Origin of the sequence: Kribbella sp. VKM Ac-2566 (assembly GCF_004366005.1) — a bacterium.
Lineage (GTDB): Bacteria > Actinomycetota > Actinomycetes > Propionibacteriales > Kribbellaceae > Kribbella > Kribbella pratensis.
Genome location: NZ_SODT01000008.1, coordinates 935,552 through 952,090 on the forward strand (window position 1 = coordinate 935,552; position 16,539 = coordinate 952,090).

16 protein-coding genes are annotated in these 16,539 nt (G+C 68.1%); 6 read left to right on the plus strand and 10 right to left on the minus strand.

Annotated elements, in window-relative coordinates:
* Nucleotides 1-425 precede the first annotated feature (425 nt).
* The 9 genes from EV647_RS07340 to EV647_RS07380 form a co-directional block, all read right to left on the minus strand.
* A complete protein-coding gene (locus tag EV647_RS07340) occupies nt 426-3,029 on the minus strand; it encodes a helix-turn-helix domain-containing protein (RefSeq protein WP_134000279.1) in 2,604 nt (867 codons plus the stop codon).
* 160 nt (nt 3,030-3,189) lie between these two features.
* A complete protein-coding gene (locus EV647_RS07345; RefSeq protein ID WP_134000282.1) occupies nt 3,190-3,384 on the minus strand; it encodes a hypothetical protein in 195 nt (64 codons plus the stop codon).
* A gap of 101 nt (nt 3,385-3,485) precedes the next feature.
* Complete coding sequence (locus EV647_RS07350; protein WP_133781104.1) at nt 3,486-3,890, minus strand: YjbQ family protein; 405 nt, start codon at nt 3,888-3,890, stop codon at nt 3,486-3,488.
* 12 nt (nt 3,891-3,902) lie between these two features.
* A complete protein-coding gene (gene leuS / locus EV647_RS07355; protein ID WP_202870859.1) occupies nt 3,903-6,383 on the minus strand; it encodes a leucine--tRNA ligase in 2,481 nt (826 codons plus the stop codon).
* 214 nt (nt 6,384-6,597) lie between these two features.
* A complete protein-coding gene (locus EV647_RS07360; RefSeq protein WP_134000285.1) occupies nt 6,598-7,458 on the minus strand; it encodes a trypsin-like serine protease in 861 nt (286 codons plus the stop codon).
* Between the two features lie 101 nt (nt 7,459-7,559).
* Entirely contained in the window at nt 7,560-8,483 is a 924-nt protein-coding gene (locus EV647_RS07365; protein WP_134000288.1) for an AraC family transcriptional regulator, read from the minus strand.
* On the minus strand, nt 8,480-9,247 hold the full coding sequence (locus tag EV647_RS07370; RefSeq protein WP_134000291.1) for a phytanoyl-CoA dioxygenase family protein: 768 nt from the start codon (nt 9,245-9,247) through the stop codon (nt 8,480-8,482). Before EV647_RS07370 ends, EV647_RS07365 begins: the two co-directional genes overlap by 4 nt.
* Nucleotides 9,248-9,344: 97 nt before the next feature.
* Nucleotides 9,345-9,593 carry a hypothetical protein gene (locus EV647_RS07375; protein WP_134000294.1) on the minus strand — a complete coding sequence of 83 codons (249 nt, stop codon included), beginning with the start codon at nt 9,591-9,593 and terminating at the stop codon, nt 9,345-9,347.
* A 23-nt stretch (nt 9,594-9,616) separates the two neighbouring features.
* The gene (locus EV647_RS07380; protein ID WP_134000297.1) at nt 9,617-11,296 is read right to left on the minus strand and encodes a sodium:solute symporter family protein; all 1,680 of its coding nucleotides are present in this window, start codon (nt 11,294-11,296) and stop codon (nt 9,617-9,619) included.
* Nucleotides 11,297-11,460: 164 nt separating this feature from the next.
* On the opposite strand from EV647_RS07380, the gene EV647_RS07385 reads away from it, so the two are divergent.
* From EV647_RS07385 to EV647_RS07395, 3 genes are read left to right on the plus strand one after another with little or no spacing between them, the layout of a single operon-like run.
* On the plus strand, nt 11,461-11,946 hold the full coding sequence (locus tag EV647_RS07385) for a hypothetical protein (RefSeq protein ID WP_134000300.1): 486 nt from the start codon (nt 11,461-11,463) through the stop codon (nt 11,944-11,946).
* Complete coding sequence (locus tag EV647_RS07390; RefSeq protein WP_134000303.1) at nt 11,943-13,055, plus strand: sensor histidine kinase; 1,113 nt, start codon at nt 11,943-11,945, stop codon at nt 13,053-13,055. Before EV647_RS07385 ends, EV647_RS07390 begins: the two co-directional genes overlap by 4 nt.
* A complete protein-coding gene (locus EV647_RS07395) occupies nt 13,048-13,689 on the plus strand; it encodes a response regulator transcription factor (protein ID WP_133781090.1) in 642 nt (213 codons plus the stop codon). Before EV647_RS07390 ends, EV647_RS07395 begins: the two co-directional genes overlap by 8 nt.
* Here the strand turns inward: EV647_RS07395 and EV647_RS07400 are convergent.
* Nucleotides 13,678-14,607, minus strand: coding sequence for an endonuclease/exonuclease/phosphatase family protein (locus EV647_RS07400; RefSeq protein ID WP_370342800.1), 930 nt, complete (start codon nt 14,605-14,607; stop codon nt 13,678-13,680). The two genes, EV647_RS07395 and EV647_RS07400, sit on opposite strands and share 12 nt — an antisense overlap.
* Before the next feature lie 222 nt (nt 14,608-14,829).
* On the opposite strand from EV647_RS07400, the gene EV647_RS07405 reads away from it, so the two are divergent.
* From EV647_RS07405 to EV647_RS07415, 3 genes are read left to right on the plus strand one after another with little or no spacing between them, the layout of a single operon-like run.
* Nucleotides 14,830-15,432 carry a hypothetical protein gene (locus tag EV647_RS07405; RefSeq protein ID WP_134000309.1) on the plus strand — a complete coding sequence of 201 codons (603 nt, stop codon included), beginning with the start codon at nt 14,830-14,832 and terminating at the stop codon, nt 15,430-15,432.
* A 20-nt stretch (nt 15,433-15,452) separates the two neighbouring features.
* Entirely contained in the window at nt 15,453-15,875 is a 423-nt protein-coding gene (locus EV647_RS07410) for a carboxymuconolactone decarboxylase family protein (RefSeq protein WP_130380971.1), read from the plus strand.
* A gap of 5 nt (nt 15,876-15,880) precedes the next feature.
* Nucleotides 15,881-16,432, plus strand: coding sequence for a dihydrofolate reductase family protein (locus EV647_RS07415; RefSeq protein WP_134000312.1), 552 nt, complete (start codon nt 15,881-15,883; stop codon nt 16,430-16,432).
* Nucleotides 16,433-16,539 lie beyond the last annotated feature (107 nt).

A 16,539-nucleotide genomic window follows, 5' to 3' on the forward strand; every position in this document is an offset into this window, starting at 1 on the left:
CGGCCGGCCCGCCGGTGGGTGACCAAACCCACCGGTTGCCCGCACCAGCCGGATCGCGACACTCGTCCCCTGTCTCGTGTGCCTGACCCTGTGCTGGGACCCCGCCCCGGAAGCAGTGCCCTGACGGTGCACCGCGCCCGGTACAGGCAGGACAGATCCGCACTCCACAGCACTCCGGAGCTCTCGGCCGCCGGTCGGCGCCCCCACCAACCAGCCACCGGAGGCCCTCCGCGTCGCCTTCGCCGGGTGCGGCAGTTGAGCGGTTCGCCATGGCCTCTTCATGGTTCACGCCCTTTCGCTGCCCGTTCCCGGTGTCGGTCTCTGCTTCGTGGAACCTGCCCTACGGCTGTAATTCTTGGTCCGGCAGCCATGTCAGGACGAGGCAGAACAACCGGCAGTTACCCGGCAGCTTCAGCAGATCCGCGTCAGAGAAGCGGTGAAGAAAGCGCTGCGAGTACGTCGTTGGCCAGCCGCTGTACGGCGGCCGACGGGTCCGGCTCCGGCCACCCGTCCGCGACCGAGGCGCTCTCGCAGGACTCCTGCAGGACCGCCCACGCGGTCGGCAGCATCGGCGGGTCCATCGACTGCTGCCACGCCAGCAGCTGGCCGCACACAGCGTCTCCCGCCTCCGAGCGCCCCAGCGCGTGCAGCACCGCCACGGCTTCCGGCAGTACTTCGAGCAGGTAGACGACCCGCCCTTCGAGCAGCAGCCGGTTCAGTGCGTCCAGGATCGTCACACGCGCCTGCTCGGCCTCACCGGCGGCACGAGCCAACCGGGACCGGTAGAGCATCACCAGGTAGTCGAAGTACCCGCGATGGCCGCGGATGTCGGCGTCGGCCTGGTCGAGCAGGGCCCGCGCCTCGTCGTACCGGCCGTCGTGGTACTCCACCATCGCGAGGCACCCGGCGACCTTGGTGCGCTCCGGGTCGTCAGACGCCTGGCTGTCACGGGCGAGCTGTGCCCAGTGACGGGCGCCGGACAGGTTCCCCAGCTCGAGGTCGACTCGGCTGAGCGCCATGTACGCGATCTCGTCCGGGTAGACGCCCGGATTGACCAGTGCGGCCTCCCACGCAAGCAGGAGCTCCTTGGCCTCCACCAAACGACCCCACCGCAGCAGCGCCAGCCCACAGGTCGCCTGCACAGTGGCAGACCGCTGTACGTCGCCGTGCTTGCGAGCGTCATCTACCAGCGCCGGGATCTCGGCCAGGCTCTGTGTATCGAGCAGGTGCGATCCGGACGACACCCAGCCGCCGCGGGCGACCAGGCCCATCTCTGTCTCACCCGGGATCCGCGTACGCGCCTCCTCGTAGTGCCGACGGGCACCACGGATGTCACCGGTCAGACTGGACAGCCGGCCTGCAATGGCCAGCAGCCTCCCGCTCGTCTCCTTGTCGGACACGTTCTCGGCGCACAACGTCGCCCACCGGATCCCGCTCTCGGCGACACTCGCCTGGTACTGCCACGCGATCCGGAACCCGAGCACGATCCGCGCCGCGGTGTCCCACTCCCCCAGTTCGCCCGCCCGTTCCAGCGCAACCTCGAACAGCGCCGAGTTCGCATGTGCCGCCCGGTACCGCCGATCGCGGTCCGGCGACGACCAGGCGCCCTCGAGCCCCGAGACGTACCTCGTACACCACTCGACCGCCCGGTTGCGGAACTCGGTGAGGTCGTCGCCCTGTGACGACAGCCCGGCGTACGCGTGCTCCCGGATCGTCTCCAGCAGCTTGTACCGCGCGCCGTACAACTGCTCGAACTCGTGCACCGGCTGCAGCAGCGACTTCTCCACCAGCTCGGCGAGCAGCATCGGTACGTCGCTCTCGTCGATCGGAGTGCCCGTACAGACACCCGCGACAGCCTCGAGCGTGAACGGCGAACCGAGCACCGAGGCCCGGTACAGCAGCTGCCGCGCCGGGTCCGAGAGTGCGTCGACGCTCCACGCGATCGTGTCGGCCAGCGTCCGCTGATGCGGCGCACCGAACCGTCGCGGCCCGGACAGCAACCGGAACCGGTCGTCGAGCGCAGCGAGAATCGCCTCCACCGACAGCGACCCGGCCCGCGCGGCCGCGAGTTCCAGCGCGAGCGGCAGACCGTCCAGTCGCCTGACCAGCCGCGCCACCGTCGGGGCATTCGAAGGGGCCAGTGCGAAGCCAGGCCGCACCCGCGCGACGCGGCGGCAGAACATCTCGACCGCCGGCGACGCAGCGATCGCCTCGAAGTCCTCGTCGTTCGCCGGTACGCCGAGCACCTGCACCCGACGGACCACCTCGTCGGGCAGGCCGAGCGGGATCCGGGACGTGACCAGCACACCGATGCCCGGGAAGCTGCGGACCATCCGGTTGGCGACCGTCGCGACACCGTCGAGGACGTGCTCGGCGTTGTCCTCGACGATGACTAGGTCGCCGGGCCGGCGTCCGGACAGTACGTCGTCGAGGTCCGACGTACCGGGGGCTGTGCCGAAGGCGTCCAGGATCGCCGACGGTACGGCGGCATCGCGCTGGACGGTGGTGAGGTCGACGACCACGACGGTCGTGTCGGCGCCGGAGAACCGGTCGGCCGCCGCGAGCGCCAGCTCGGTCTTGCCGACCCCGCCTGGACCGACGAGCGTAACGAGCCGGTTCTGGCGCAGCAGCGACTCGAGCTCGAACAGATCCTGCTCACGACCGACGAGGCCGTCCGGGATCGGCCGTGTGCCACGCCAGCGCAGACCTGTCGGTACGGCGTCCGCGACCGAGACGACCGGCGGCGACGGCGCCACCGCCCGTACGACGGGACGCACCGAGCCGTGCCCCGCAGCGGCGAGGAAGTGACCGGTGTCGTCGGGCCGCAGACCGAGCGCGGAGGCGAGCAGGCGGACGGAGTCCTTGCGCGGGCGCGCGACCCGGCCGGCCTCCATCTCGCGGATCGACCGGACACTCAGCCCGGCCCGGTCGGCCAGCTCCTCCTGGGAGAGGCCGGCCTGGACCCTCAGGTCGAGCAGCAGATCGGCGAATCCTCGCCGACCGTCCGCCCGGCCATCCGTGTCCGACACAGCCCGTCACCCCTCTGAAGGCCTCACGTTCCTGTCACAACATAGCGTGACGGACGTGTTCTTGCCGGGGCTTCCCGGCGTGCGGGATGCGGCCTGGGTCACACAATTGGTTGACCGGAGCAACAGAACAGGAAAGCCTGCGAAATCAGAAATGCACGTTTCAAGCAGTTGCGCGAACCGGGCGGGATTCATTGTCGGCGGCGTACAGAGAAAGGACGCCGGCCCAGTCGTCGATCCGGGCGCGGGTATCCGCGCGGCCGGAGTCGGCATTCAGCAGGCTGCCGTCGGAAATGCCACGGGTGGCGCGAACCAGGAGCTCGGTGGTGACGTCGCGCAGCGTGTCAAGGGCAGCCATGGCGACAATTCAAGCGGAGTCGTGTTTCGCAAACGTAACGCAATCGGCAACATCACGATAAGTCACCAAAATCCCGGAAATACTTGTTACCAGGTAGTCCACTAACCGGCCAGGAACGACAGCCGGACCCGCCGGTCGGGATTGTCGCGATTCGTGTCGACCAGACAGATCGATTGCCAGGTCCCGAGCGTCAGCCGGCCCTTCAGCACCGGCACGGTCGCGTACGGCGGAATCAGCGCCGGCAGCACGTGGTCGCGCCCGTGTCCGGGCGATCCGTGCCGGTGCTGCCACTCGAAGTCCCGCGGCAGCAGGTCCTCGAGCACGGCCAGCAGATCGAGGTCGCTGCCGGCGCCGGTCTCCAGGATCGCGACACCGGCGGTCGCGTGCGGCACGAACACGTGCAGCAGGCCGTCACCGCGACCGGAGACGAACTGTTCGCACCGGCTCGTGAGGTCGAGGACGACCTCACGAGCACCGGTGTGAATATCCAGGAGAACCGAATCCATCAGGCTCCAGACTCAGGCGGGGACGATGTTGACCAGCTTGGGCGCCCGCACGATCACCTTGCGGGTGCCGCGGCCGTCCAGTGCCTTCTGGATCGCCTCGGACGCCAGCGCCAGCTGCTCCAGGTCGGCGTCGGAGATGTCCGGCGCGACCTCCAGCCGGTCCTTCACCTTGCCGGCGACCTGCACCACGCAGGTGACCGAGTCCTGCACCAGCAGTGCCGGGTCGACCTTCGGCCAGCCGGCCTTGGCGACGGTCGGCTGGTGGCCCAGCTCCTCCCACATCTCCTCGGCCGTGTACGGCGCGACCAGGCTCAGCACGATCGCCACTGCCTCGACCGCCTCGCGCACTGCCGGGTCCGCCGCACCGGGACCGGAGTCGATCGCCTTCCGGGTCGCGTTCACCAGCTCCATGACCCGGGCGACCATGACGTTGAACCGGTGCGAGTCGATCAGCTCGGCCGCGTCCGCCACCGTCCGGTGCGTCAGCTTGCGCAGCTCGACGTCACCGGTCGAGGGGTCCGAGCCGACCGGCGCCTCGACCGCTCCGGCCAGCCGCCAGGCCCGCTGCAGGAACTTCAGCGAACCGCCCGGGGACATGTCGGCCCAGTCGATGTCGTCGGCCGGCGGACCGGCGAACACCATCGTCAGCCGGACCGCGTCGACACCGAACTCGTCGATCTGGTCGCCCAGGTTCACGCCGTTGCCCAGCGACTTGCTCATCGACTTGCCCTGGTTGATCACCTGGCCCTGGTTCAGCAGCCGGGTGAACGGCTCCACGACCTTCAGCAGGCCCATGTCGTGCAGCGCCTTGACGAAGAACCGCGCGTACAGGAGATGCAGTACGGCGTGCTCCTTGCCGCCGACGTACTGGTACACCGACATCCACCGCTCGGCGGCGGCCTGGTCGAACGGACCGTCGGTGTACTCCGGCGACAGGTAGCGCAGGAAGTACCAGGACGAGTCGACGAACGTGTCCATCGTGTCGGTGTCGCGCTCGGCCCTGCCACCGCACTTCGGACAGTCGACCTCGACCCACTCGCGGGCTGCCGCCAGCGGCGACACGCCCTTCGGCTGCAGGTCCGCGCCGCGCAGGTCGGGCAGCTCCATCGGCAGCTGGTCGTCGGGAACCGGGACCTCACCGCAGGACGGGCAGTGGATGATCGGGATCGGGCAGCCCCAGTAGCGCTGGCGGCTCAGCAGCCAGTCGCGCAGGCGGTAGTTGATCGTCCGCTCGCCCAGGCCCTTGCTCTCCAGCCAGTCGATGATCCGCGACTTGGCGTCGGCGATCTCCAGACCGTCCAGGCTGATCTCGTCGTTGGCGCTGTTGATCGCGGCGCCCTCACCGGTGAAGGCCTTCCCGTCGAAGTCGGCAGGAGGCTGCACGGTGCGGACGATCGGCAGGTCGAACTTCTCCGCGAACTCCCAGTCCCGCGTGTCCTGGCCGGGGACCGCCATGATCGCGCCGGTGCCGTAATCGGCCAGCACGTAGTCGGCCGCCCAGATCGGGATCCGCCGGCCGGTCACCGGGTTGATCGCGTACGCGCCCAGGAAGACACCGGTCTTCTCGCGCTCGGTGCTCTGCCGTTCGATCTCGGTGGTCGCCTTGACCTTGGTCAGGTACTCGTCGAAGGCGGTCTGCTGCTCCGGCGTGACCAGCTCGGCAGCCAGCTTCGCGTCCGGAGCGACGACCATGAAGGTGGCGCCGAACAGCGTGTCCGGCCGGGTCGTGAACACCTTGATCGGCTCGTCGCGGCCCTCCACCTGGAAGTCCGCGAAGGCGCCCTCGGAGCGGCCGATCCAGTTGCGCTGCATCAGCAGGATCTCTTCCGGCCACTGCAGCAGCTCCATGTCGTCCAGCAGCCGCTGGGCGTAGTCAGTGGTCTTGAAGTACCACTGGGTCAGCTCCCGCTTGGTGACCTCCCAGCCACAACGCTCGCACCGTCCCTGCACGACCTGCTCGTTGGCCAGCACGGTCTGGTCGTTCGGGCACCAGTTGACGAACGAGGCCTTGCGGTACGCCAGACCGCGCTCGTACATCCGCAGGAACAGCCATTGCGTCCAGCGGTAGTACTCCGGGTCGGACGTGTGCAGCCGGCGCGACCAGTCGAAGCTCAGCGCGTAGCGCCGGATCGACTCGGCCTGCGTCTCGATGTTGCCGTAGGTGTACGTCGCGGGGTGCTCGTTGCGCTTGATCGCGGCGTTCTCCGCCGGCAGACCGAACGAGTCCCAGCCGATCGGGTTCAGCACGTCGTACCCCTGCTGGAACCAGTAGCGCGCCAGAACGTCGTGCAGCGCGAACACCTCGGCGTGGCCCATGTGCAGGTCGCCGGAGGGGTACGAGAACATCGTGAGCGCGTAGCGACGCTCGGCCGAGCCGTCGTCCTTGGCCTTGAACGGGTCCAGTTTCTCCCACACCGGACGCCACTTCGCCTGCATGGCGTTGAAGTCGTAGCCACCCCGGTCGATGGGGGTGTCGTCCACCTGCTCGCTCACGGTCCTACTCCATACTTCGTCTGTTGTTGAGCCTAAATGTGCCAGAAGGCACCCCTGGACATAAAAAAGCCCCTCACGCAGGAGGGGATGCCGTACTGACCGGCGCTTCGGCGCCTGGATGCCAGTACGGCTAACTAAGGAGCAGGCTCACTCGCATACGCACAGAATAGCACCGGTGCCGCGACGTACCGAGACGCCGCGGCACCGGGCGTTGTCAGCCGATCGGTACGCCGAACGTCTTGAGCCAGTCCTGGACGACCTTGATGTCGATCCGCTGCAGCCCGTCGAGGTAGCGACAGTTCTGCGTGTAGCCGTAGCTGGTCACGGTCACCTGGTAGCCACCGTGGAACGTCGGACCGCCAGAGTCACCGAAGCAGGTGCCGCCGGTGCCGCGGTTGTCGTGCTCGTTGCCGTTCACCTGCAGGATCTGCGGGGTGAGCTTCTGACCGGGCTCGTCGGCCCAGCGACGCAGCAACGGGTAGGACATCGGGGTCGGCTTCTGCGGACCCGAGTCGGCCTTACGGACCTCAGTGCCGTAGCCGACGGAGCGGAAGATCGTGCTGTTCAGCCTCGGCTGCTGGTAGGCGTTCAGGTAGTTGGTGGGCGCGATCTTGGCCGGAGCGATGTTCGTGACCGGGCGGTCGAGCACGATCACGCCGACGTCGTTCCAGTTGGCCAGGTCGGTGAAGTCGGAGTACTTCGGATGCGCGTACGCCGTACCGGACTTGTAACCGGCCTTTTCGAGCTCCGCCTGCGTGTAGCCCTTCGCCGGGTCAGCGGCGACCGGGAACGGCGACGGCGGCTGCTGGGCGATCACCGAGTCGAACGTCACCAGGGTCTTGCCGAGGGTGCCCAGCGTGCAGTGGGCCGCGGTGACCAGGACAGTCGGCGAGACGAGTGTGGCCGTGCACCGGAAGCGTCCGTCCGGTTGGTAGAACAGAATCACACCGACGTTCGGATGCGCGTTGCCGTCGGGTTGACCGCCGGTGATGGCGCTCGCGGGCACCAAAGAAGATGCAGCAAGTCCCAGTGCCAGCGCACAGACGCCGATGATGCGGCTGAGTCGATTCCTCATGGATCCCCTCCAGGGGTACGGCGGAATACCTGACTGCATTGGAGCAATCACACAGCGCGCTGTCCAGACGTCGTTTGACTACGTTCTGTGACCGCAGCCGGTTACATGAACTCGGTTCCGCCCGCGCGGCGGTGGTCTCCCGGGGTGCGGCCGTACTTGCGTTTGAAGGCCGTGGAGAACGGACGTACGTCGGAGTAGCCGCAGGCTTTCGCTATCTCGGTGACGGACAAGGTGTGGTCCAGGAGGAGCTGGGCGGCCAACTCGAGGCGCAGGCGGCGCAGGGTCGACATGATCGAGGCACCGGTCTGCTGGGTGAAGAGGCGTTCGGCGTGGCGCTCGGAGAGGTGAGCGGCGGCTGCGACGTCGCGAACGGTGATGGGGCGGGACAGGTTGTCTCGCAGGTGGCGCTGCATCGCCTCGACGACCAACGGACCCCGGTCGCGACGGACGGGTTCTACGGCCAGGTCGTCGTCCAGGGCGAAGGCACGAGCCGTCTCCATCACCAGAGTCGCGCCCAGCGCGGAGAGCGCAGTGGAATAGCCGGCCACCGGCGCCGCCGCCTCCGCGGCGAGTGCGGTGATGAGTGCCGGGAGAGAGCCGGCCCGGCTCGACATCACCGGACCGTCCGATCGGGTTAGGCCGGACCACCACCCAGACGCATCGGACGGGCCGGAGGCGCCGGCCGCCCCAGGCACGCCGGCGGGGCGGAAGGTGAAGCCCCAGAACGCGATTCCCAAAGGTGCGGTGCGGCTGGACTCGATCTCGTGGATGTCGCCCGGGCGGGCGAGGAACACAGAGCCGGGTGTCACGTCGTACTGCACGGAGCCGGAGTTGAAGCGGCCCTCGCCGGAGTATGCCAGGCAGACCTCGTGGAACGAGTGGCTGTGCCAGTAGTTGCGCCAGTACTCCGGCCGGTAGTGACCCCAGCTGAGGAAGTCCGCGCGGAAGCCGTCGACCTCGCAGGACTCCAGCAGTCCCGCGAGGTCGACGAAACGATCCGCCGTGGCGACGGAGTCCAGGCTCAAACAGCGCTCCTGCCGGTCGGGTCGACTCCTCGCAGCATCATGCCCTGACCGAGCGAGTGGTCGTGCGTCTTGACCGTCGGCGGGTCCGCCGGGTCGCGGTACTGGATCAGCCAGGTGGTCCGCGCCTCGTCACTCGTGTTCACACCGGACCCGTGCACGGTCAAGTAGGTGAAGAACAGTACGTCGCCCGCCTCGGCCGGCTGCGGCGTCGCGACCTCGAACGCCGGCTCGGTGAGGTGGAACGAGCCCTCCGGGTTGTGCTCCCGCGGGCCTTCCTTGTGACTGCCCGGGATGACCCGCACACAGCCCTTCTCGACGGGTGCGTTGTCGAAGTGGAAGATCGCCGCCCCGACCCGGTGGTACGTGTGCGGGAAGAACGGGTAGTCCTGGTGCAGCGGGAACGGCGAGCCGTTCTCCGGCGGCTTCACGAACAGCTTGGTGTGGTGGAGCTGCACGTTGTCCACGCCCATCACCGCGGCGGCCACGTCGGTGAACCGCGGGTCCACCAGCAGCTTCGCGAACTCCGCGTCGTAGAACTGCGCGTCGTGCAGGTGCTGCAGCCGGGTCGCGCCGTCGGCGAGGCCCATCGCGGACTTCCAGGTGGGGTCGTCGTGGCGGTTCAGCTGCGCCAGCAGGTCATGGCTTCGCTGCCGGTAGTACGCCGCTTCTTCCTTGCTGAGCAGGCCTTTCACCAGCACGAAGCCGTCGTCGGCGTACTGCTGGGCCAGTGTCGAGAGGCCCGCGCCGCTTGAGGTGATCGTCATCTCGAAGTTCCTCCTGATCGGGTACTTCGAGACTACGAACGCCGGCGCCCGGACGGGAGGACCCGACCGGACGCCGATGTTCGTCAAACGGACATCGCTACTCGTCGGCCGGTTTCGCGTCGACCGGTACGGCGATCGGCCGCAACCGGGCCCACAGCACGAACAGGGCGGTGAACACCAGCATCCCGAGGCCGCCCCAGAGGTTGATGTTGATCCCGGCGGCCTTGTCGATCTCGGCCTGCTTCTCGACGATGCCGAGGATCGTCAGCACCACGCCGTAGATCCCGACCAGGGTCGCGATCACGATCCGGATGTCGAAGGCGCCGGCCTTCTTCTTCTCTGCCATCACAGTGCTCCCTTCCCCGAAGCTCAGCCGAAGACGATGTTCAGGACGATGGTCATCGCCAGCGAGATGCCGGCCAGCAGGACCGGCCTGCGGTACCAGCCGTGGTCACCGCGGAGCACGACCTCGGTGCGCTGCTCCTTCGGTGTCAGCGAGTACACCAGGCCGACCAGCTCGGACTCCTCCTTGGGCCTGGTCATCGTGCTGACCAGCACGCTGATCAGGATGTCGACCACGAAGGCCGCGCCTGCACCGACGAAGCTGGCGCCCTGACCCGGCAGGTTGATGACGCCGTTCTCGGACAGGACGAAGACCAGGATCGCCGTCGCCGTACCGCTGACCAGGCCGATCCAGCCGGCCGCCGCGGTCATCCGCTTCCAGAACATACCGAGGATGAACGTGGCGAACAGCGGCGCGTTGAAGAACGAGAACAGCTGCTGCAGGTAGTCCATCAGGTTGCTGTAGCCGGACGCGATCGCGGCCGTGCCGATCGCGATCAGTGTGCCCGCCACGGTCACCCAGCGGCCGGTCCGCAGGTAGAAGTCGTCCGGCCGGTCCTTGATCAGGTAGCGCTCGATGATGTCGTACGACATCACGGTGTTGAACGAGCTCAGGTTGGCCGCCATACCGGCCATGAACGACGCCAGCAGACCGGTGATCGCCAGGCCGAGCATGCCGTTCGGCAGCAGGTCGCGCATCAGCAGCAGGAGCGCGTCGTTGTAGTCGACCTCACCGCTGCCGGTGGCCTTGAACTGGGCGAGCTCCGGCACGACGACCGCGGCGATGATGCCGGGGATGATCACGATGAACGGCACGAACATCTTCGGGAACGACCCGATGATCGGCGTCCGGCGGGCCGCCGACATGTTCCTCGACGCCATCGCCCGCTGCACCTCGACGAAGTTCGTCGTCCAGTAGCCGAACGAGAGCACGAAGCCGAGGCCGAACACGATGCCGATCACCGACAGGAAGCTGTTGCCGAACCCGCTCAGCGCGTTGCCCGGCCAGGCCGACATCTGCTCCGAGCCACCCGGCGACGCGGTCACCTTGTCGACCAGGCCCTGCCAGCCGCCGACCTTGTGCAGGCCGACCAGGGTCAGCGGCAGCAGCGCGGCGACGATCACGAAGAACTGCAGCACCTCGTTGTAGATCGCCGCCGACAGCCCGCCGAGCGTGATGTAGCTGAGCACGATCAGGGCGGCGACGATCACCGACACCCAGATCGGCCAGCCGAGCAGCACGTTCACGATGGTCGCCAGCAGGAACAGGTTCACGCCCGCGATCAGCACCTGCGCCAGGGCGAAGCTGATCGCGTTCACCAGGTGCGCGGGCTTCCCGAACCGGCGCAGCATGAACTCCGGCACGCTGCGGACCTTCGAGCCGTAGTAGAACGGCATCATCACGACGCCGAGGAACAGCATCGCCGGGATCGCGCCGATCCAGAAGTAGTGCACGGTCGGCATGCCGTACTGCGCGCCGTTCGCCGACATGCCCATGATCTCGATCGCGCCCAGGTTGGCCGAGATGAACGCCAGGCCGGTGACCCAGGCCGGCAGCGACCGGCCGGACAGGAAGAAGTCCAGGCTGCTCGACACCGCGCGTCGGGCCAGGTACCCGATGCCGAGCACGAAGACGAAGTACAGGGCGATGATGATGTAGTCGATCGCCGTGGCATCCAGTCTGAGGATGGATTGTTGGGCAAGCATCGGGCCTCCGGACCGCCGTATGACAGATCGTGTTGTTACCGGTCAGGAACGTTACTCCTACTTTCAACCAAGCGGGTGGCGACCCGGCGGACGACCGGTCTCCACCCGGATCTCCACCCCTGGTCGGTCCTCTGGTAAGACCGGGCAGACCTACCGTCCGTGACATGAGCTTCGGAACATTGCCCAACGCACTCGTCGTGATCGCCGTCGTGGTGGCGGTGCTCGCCCGCCGGCTGTCCTGGTCCGAGCTGGAGAACTCCGACACCGACGTGTGGCGCGGCCCGGTCGTGCTGATGGGGGTCGGGGTCTACCAGCTGTACGACGGGCACACCGGCCTCGGCGTCGTGGACGTCGTACTGCTCGTCGTCGGCACCGCGGTCGCACTCGTGGCCGGGGTCGGCTCGGGCCGGGTCGCCCAGGTCGAGCGGCGCGCCGGGAAGGTGTTCTTCCGGCTCGGGATGCCCGGACTCGGCATCATGGTGGCCTACCTGGTCGTCCGGCTCGGGCTCGCGGGACTCGGCCACCTGCTCGGCGCCACGGTCGCCGGCGGCGGCGCGCTGATGGTCTCGATGGGTGCGAACCTGTTGACCCAGTCGCTGATCATCCAGAGCAAGGCGAGCCAGATGGCCGAGGAGTACACCAACCAGTGAAGCTGAAGGCGCTGCTGCCGCCCCGTCCGCACGGCGAGAGCGGCTGGGTCGGCCGAGTGCTCACCACGGGTGTCGCAGTCGCCGTTCTGGCCACCGCGCGCCCCGCAGCGGTGTGGGTCTGGGTCGTGCTCGGTGTGACCTTCGTCCTCTTCGTGGTCGGCTCGGTGCTGATGACGGCTCGCCCGTACGTCTCGCTAGCACTGCTAGCCACCGTCGCGGTCAGCAACGCGCTCATCGCGGGCTACCCGCAGTCGAACGCCCTGGTCCTGGTGCTGGTCGCGATCACCGACGTCGCCGTGATCGACTTCGGACGCCGCGGCAACCGGCCGATCGTTGCTGTCGGCATCGGTGTCGCGGCGGCGTACGCCGGGTCGGCGTGGTGGTTCGAGCAGCCTGACACCTGGTACTTCTCCCAGCTGCTCTGGACCGCTGCACTGACCGCCTTCGGGCTGAACCGGCGCCAGTACGAGGTGCAGGCGCGGCAGACCGAGCAGTTGCTGGAGCAGACCCGGCTGGCGCAGAGCGAGCAGGCCCGCGCAGCCGCGCTGGAGGAGCGCGGGCGGATCGCTAGAGACCTGCACGACGTACTGGCGCACTCGCTGGGTGCACTGAGCGTCCAGCTCGAGGTAGCCGAGGCGCTGCTGGATGAGCGTGGTGACACGGCCGGTGCGTTGGAGCGGGTACGTCGTTCGCGCCGGCTCGCCGTACAAGGGCTGACGGAGGCGCGGAACGCTGTAGCTGCACTGCGAGCAGATGAGGTGCCAGAGCTTCCTCAAGCCCTCGCTGCACTCGCGGAGCAGCACGAGAAGGACCACGGAACCGCCGTACGGCTCACTGTCACTGGTGGTCCGAGGAAGCTGGACTCCGCTGTCACGGTCGCACTGCTCGGTGCTGCTCGTGAGGCGCTGACCAATGCGGCCAAACATGCACCTGGTCAGACAGTGGAGATGCGGCTCGACGGCGTACGGCTGTCCGTTCGGAACAAGGGTGTGACGACTGGTGAGGGGTACGGGCTCGCCGGGATGCGAGAGCGGCTGGCTCTGGTGGGTGGGACCTTGACCGCAGGTGCGGACGGCGACGACTGGTTGGTGGTGGCTGAGATTGACTGACGCAATCCGAGTGGTCGTGGCGGACGACCAGCAGGTCGTGCGCGAAGGACTGGTCGCCTTGCTCGGGCTGATCGACGGCGTCGAGGTGGCCGGCGCCGCCGCGAACGGTGTCGAAGCCGTCGACCTGGTTGCCCGGGGCAACGTGGACGTGGTGCTGATGGATCTGCGGATGCCGGTGCTGGACGGGACGCAGGCGACCGCACGGATCACGGCCGACTTCCCGGACGTCGCCGTACTCGTGCTGACCACGTACGCCGACGACGCCTCGATCGCGAACGCGCTCCGCGCCGGGGCGCGCGGCTACCTCACCAAGGATGCCGGCCGCGCCGAGATCGGCGCCGCGCTCCGGTCGACCGCCGCCGGCCAGTCCACCTTCGACCCCGAGGTCTCGAAGCGTTTGATCGCCGGGCTCACACCAACAGACCAGGCGACCGACGGGCTGACCGCCAGGGAGACCGAGGTACTGCGGTTGATCGCGCAGGGCCTGAGCAACCCGGAGATCGCCGGGAAGCTGTTCATCAGCGAGGCGACCGTGAAGACGCACATCAACAACACGTTCGCGAAGATCGGCGCCCGGCACCGCGCCGAGGCGGTGCGGTACGCCTATCGCAAAGGGATCGCGTCAGATCCGTAGCTCGGCGACGACCGGGCGGTGGTCGCTGCCGGTCGAGCTCATCACCCAGGCCTTGGTCGGCGTGACACCGCGGACCAGGATGTGGTCGATCCGCGCCATCGGGAACTTCGCCGGCCAGGTGAACCCGAAGCCGGTGCCGGCCGCGCCCTGCGCCGAGCGGAGGCCGGCCGTCAACGGGGCGAGACTGCGATCGTTCGCCGTACCGTTGAAGTCGCCCATCACGACCACGCCCGCGAGCTTCTCGTCGGCGATCTGCCGGCCGAGGGCCTTGATCGTGTCGTTGCGCTGGTCCGACGTGAAGCCGCTGGTGCCGACGCGGACCGAGGCCAGGTGCGCGACGTACACGGCGACCTTGCCCTCCGGCGTGCTGACCTCCGCGCGGAGCGCCCGCGTCCACTTGAAGCCGACGTCGACGGAGTTCGTCTCGACGACCGGGTACTTCGACCAGAGGGCGACGGTGTCGCGGGACACCTGGTACGGGTACAGCTTGGCGAACGCGGCCTTGTAGACCTTCAGGTCGGACGAGGTGATCTCCTCGAGCGCCATCACGTCGGCGTCGGCCGCGATCAGGTCCTGCGCGGTCTTCTCCGGGTCCGGGTTGGCGGCGTCGACGTTGTGCGTCAGCACGCGCAGGTCGTACGCTCCCCCGCCGCCCTTGCCCGGGACGAGCAGGTCGCCGAACATCAGGCCCCACACGAGCGCGGGGACCAGCAGCGCGACACCGGCCGTCGCGGACCGCCGTACCAGAGCGGCGACACCGAGGACCGGTACGGCGAGGCCGACCCAGGGCAGGAAGGTGTCGAGCAGACTGCCCAGATTGCCGATCGAGTTCGGCACGTGGCGGTGGAACACCAGCGGCAGCGCCGACAGGACCGCCAGCACTGCGATCACCCGGCCGCGCCGCCACATGCCATCCATCTTCCTCCGCCGCGCGCTGGTGCGCGGCGGCGGTTTGCGAGTCGTGACTGCTGTCTGGCGGTCCGGCATGCAGCGATTGTTGCGGACGCCAGGGCCGGACCAAAGTCGGTACACCGTCAAGTACGGCGATTTCATCCGTAGGGACGATCGCCCGGCACCGGAATGACGAGGAATCCATGACACCCCTGGTGCCTTCGGCTGACCGCACCGCACAATGCCCGTATGCCGTCAGCGCAGATCACCGAGCCGTTCGTCGTCAAGCGCCACGGGCTCGGTACGACGAGGACCGCGCTCGCCCTCGGCACCGCGGTGTTCGGCCTGATGGTGGCGCTGACGCTCGCGATCGTCGTGGTGCAGGCGATCCGTGGCGCGTCCATCCGGGAACCGCTCGAGGCGGTGTGGCTGGGCTGGGGCGGTACGCCGCTGATCTTCGCGGTCGGGCTGCCGATCCTGCTCTTGGTCGGTGCGATCACCGCGCTGGAGGAGCGTCGCGAAGAGGACGCCGACGACGTACTGCTGACTGTGGACGACACCGGCATCTACCTCGGTGGTGAGCAGCCGCGCACGATCCCGTGGGACGAGGTCCGCGGCGTCTGCCGGCTCGAACGCCAGGAGAGTGAGGAGACATGGGAGCCGCGACTGGTCGTCATACTCATCGACGAGGACGCACTCCCCCGCAGCACCAAGGCCTGGGGCCCTTCCTGCCCGTGGCCCGGCACCCAGGAGATTCTCGCCCGCTCCCTCCCGTACGACGACCTGGTAACCGCCATCGCCCAACGCGCCCCGCACATCCATGTCACCGACCGCGGCCGCGTCGAGGACTGATCGCCGGTTACCGTCGACACATGACGGCTCCTGACATCGGCAGTGCGGAAGAGCAGGCGCGATACCAGCGTGGGCTGGAGGTTCTGAGCGGTATCGACGGTGGTGGCGCGCCTGCGGTGATGGACAGCCTCGGAGACATTGCCCCGGCGCTCGCGCATCACATCGTGGCGTTCGGCTTCGGCGACCTCTACTCCCGGCCGGCGCTGGTTCCCCAGCAACGCCAGCTCGTCACCCTCGGGATCCTGGCCGCGCTCGGCGGATGCGAACCCGAACTCGAGGTGCACATCAAGACCTCGCTCAACGTCGGTCTCACCCCGGCCGAGATCGTCGAGACCTTCATCCACACCGCCGGGTACGCCGGCTTCCCGCGCGCGATCAACGCGATCACGGTCGCCAAGAAGGTCTTCGCCGAACGCAACCTGCTGCCGGTCACGGAAGGATGAGCTCCATGGCACCACTCGTCTACTCAGCCATCGCCTCGCTCGACGGGTACATCGCCGACGCCGACGGCTCCTTCGACTGGGCCGCCCCGGACGAGGAGGTCCACGCCTACGTCAACAACCTCGAGCGTCCGATCGGCACCTACCTGTACGGCGGCCGGATGTACGCCACGATGTCGTACTGGGAGACCGCCGACGACCCGGCACCGGTGAGCCGGGAGTACGCCGAGATCTGGCGAGCCGCCGACAAGATCGTCTACTCGCGCAGCCTGCCGGCGGTCACCACCGCCCGCACCCGCCTGGAACGCGAGTTCACCCCTGACGGCGTGGCCCAGCTCAAACAATCCTCGCCGACCGCCATCTCGATCGGCGGCGCGAACCTCGGCGGCCAGGCACTCCTGGCCGGCCTGGTCGACGAGATCCACCTCTTCCTCGTCCCGGTCGTCGTCGGCGGCGGCACGCGAGCCCTCCCGGACGGTCTCACCGCCCGTCTGGAACTCGCAGCCGAGCGCCGCTTCGCCAGCGGTTTCGTCCACCTGCACTACCAGGTGACGAACTAGCCGTCGAGCCCGAACAACTCCTCCGGGCAGCTCAGAACGTTCATCGCGCCGCGTGGCAGGCCGTCACAGCACCTGGCAGCTGCTCGCGCTCCCCACACACCACGGCA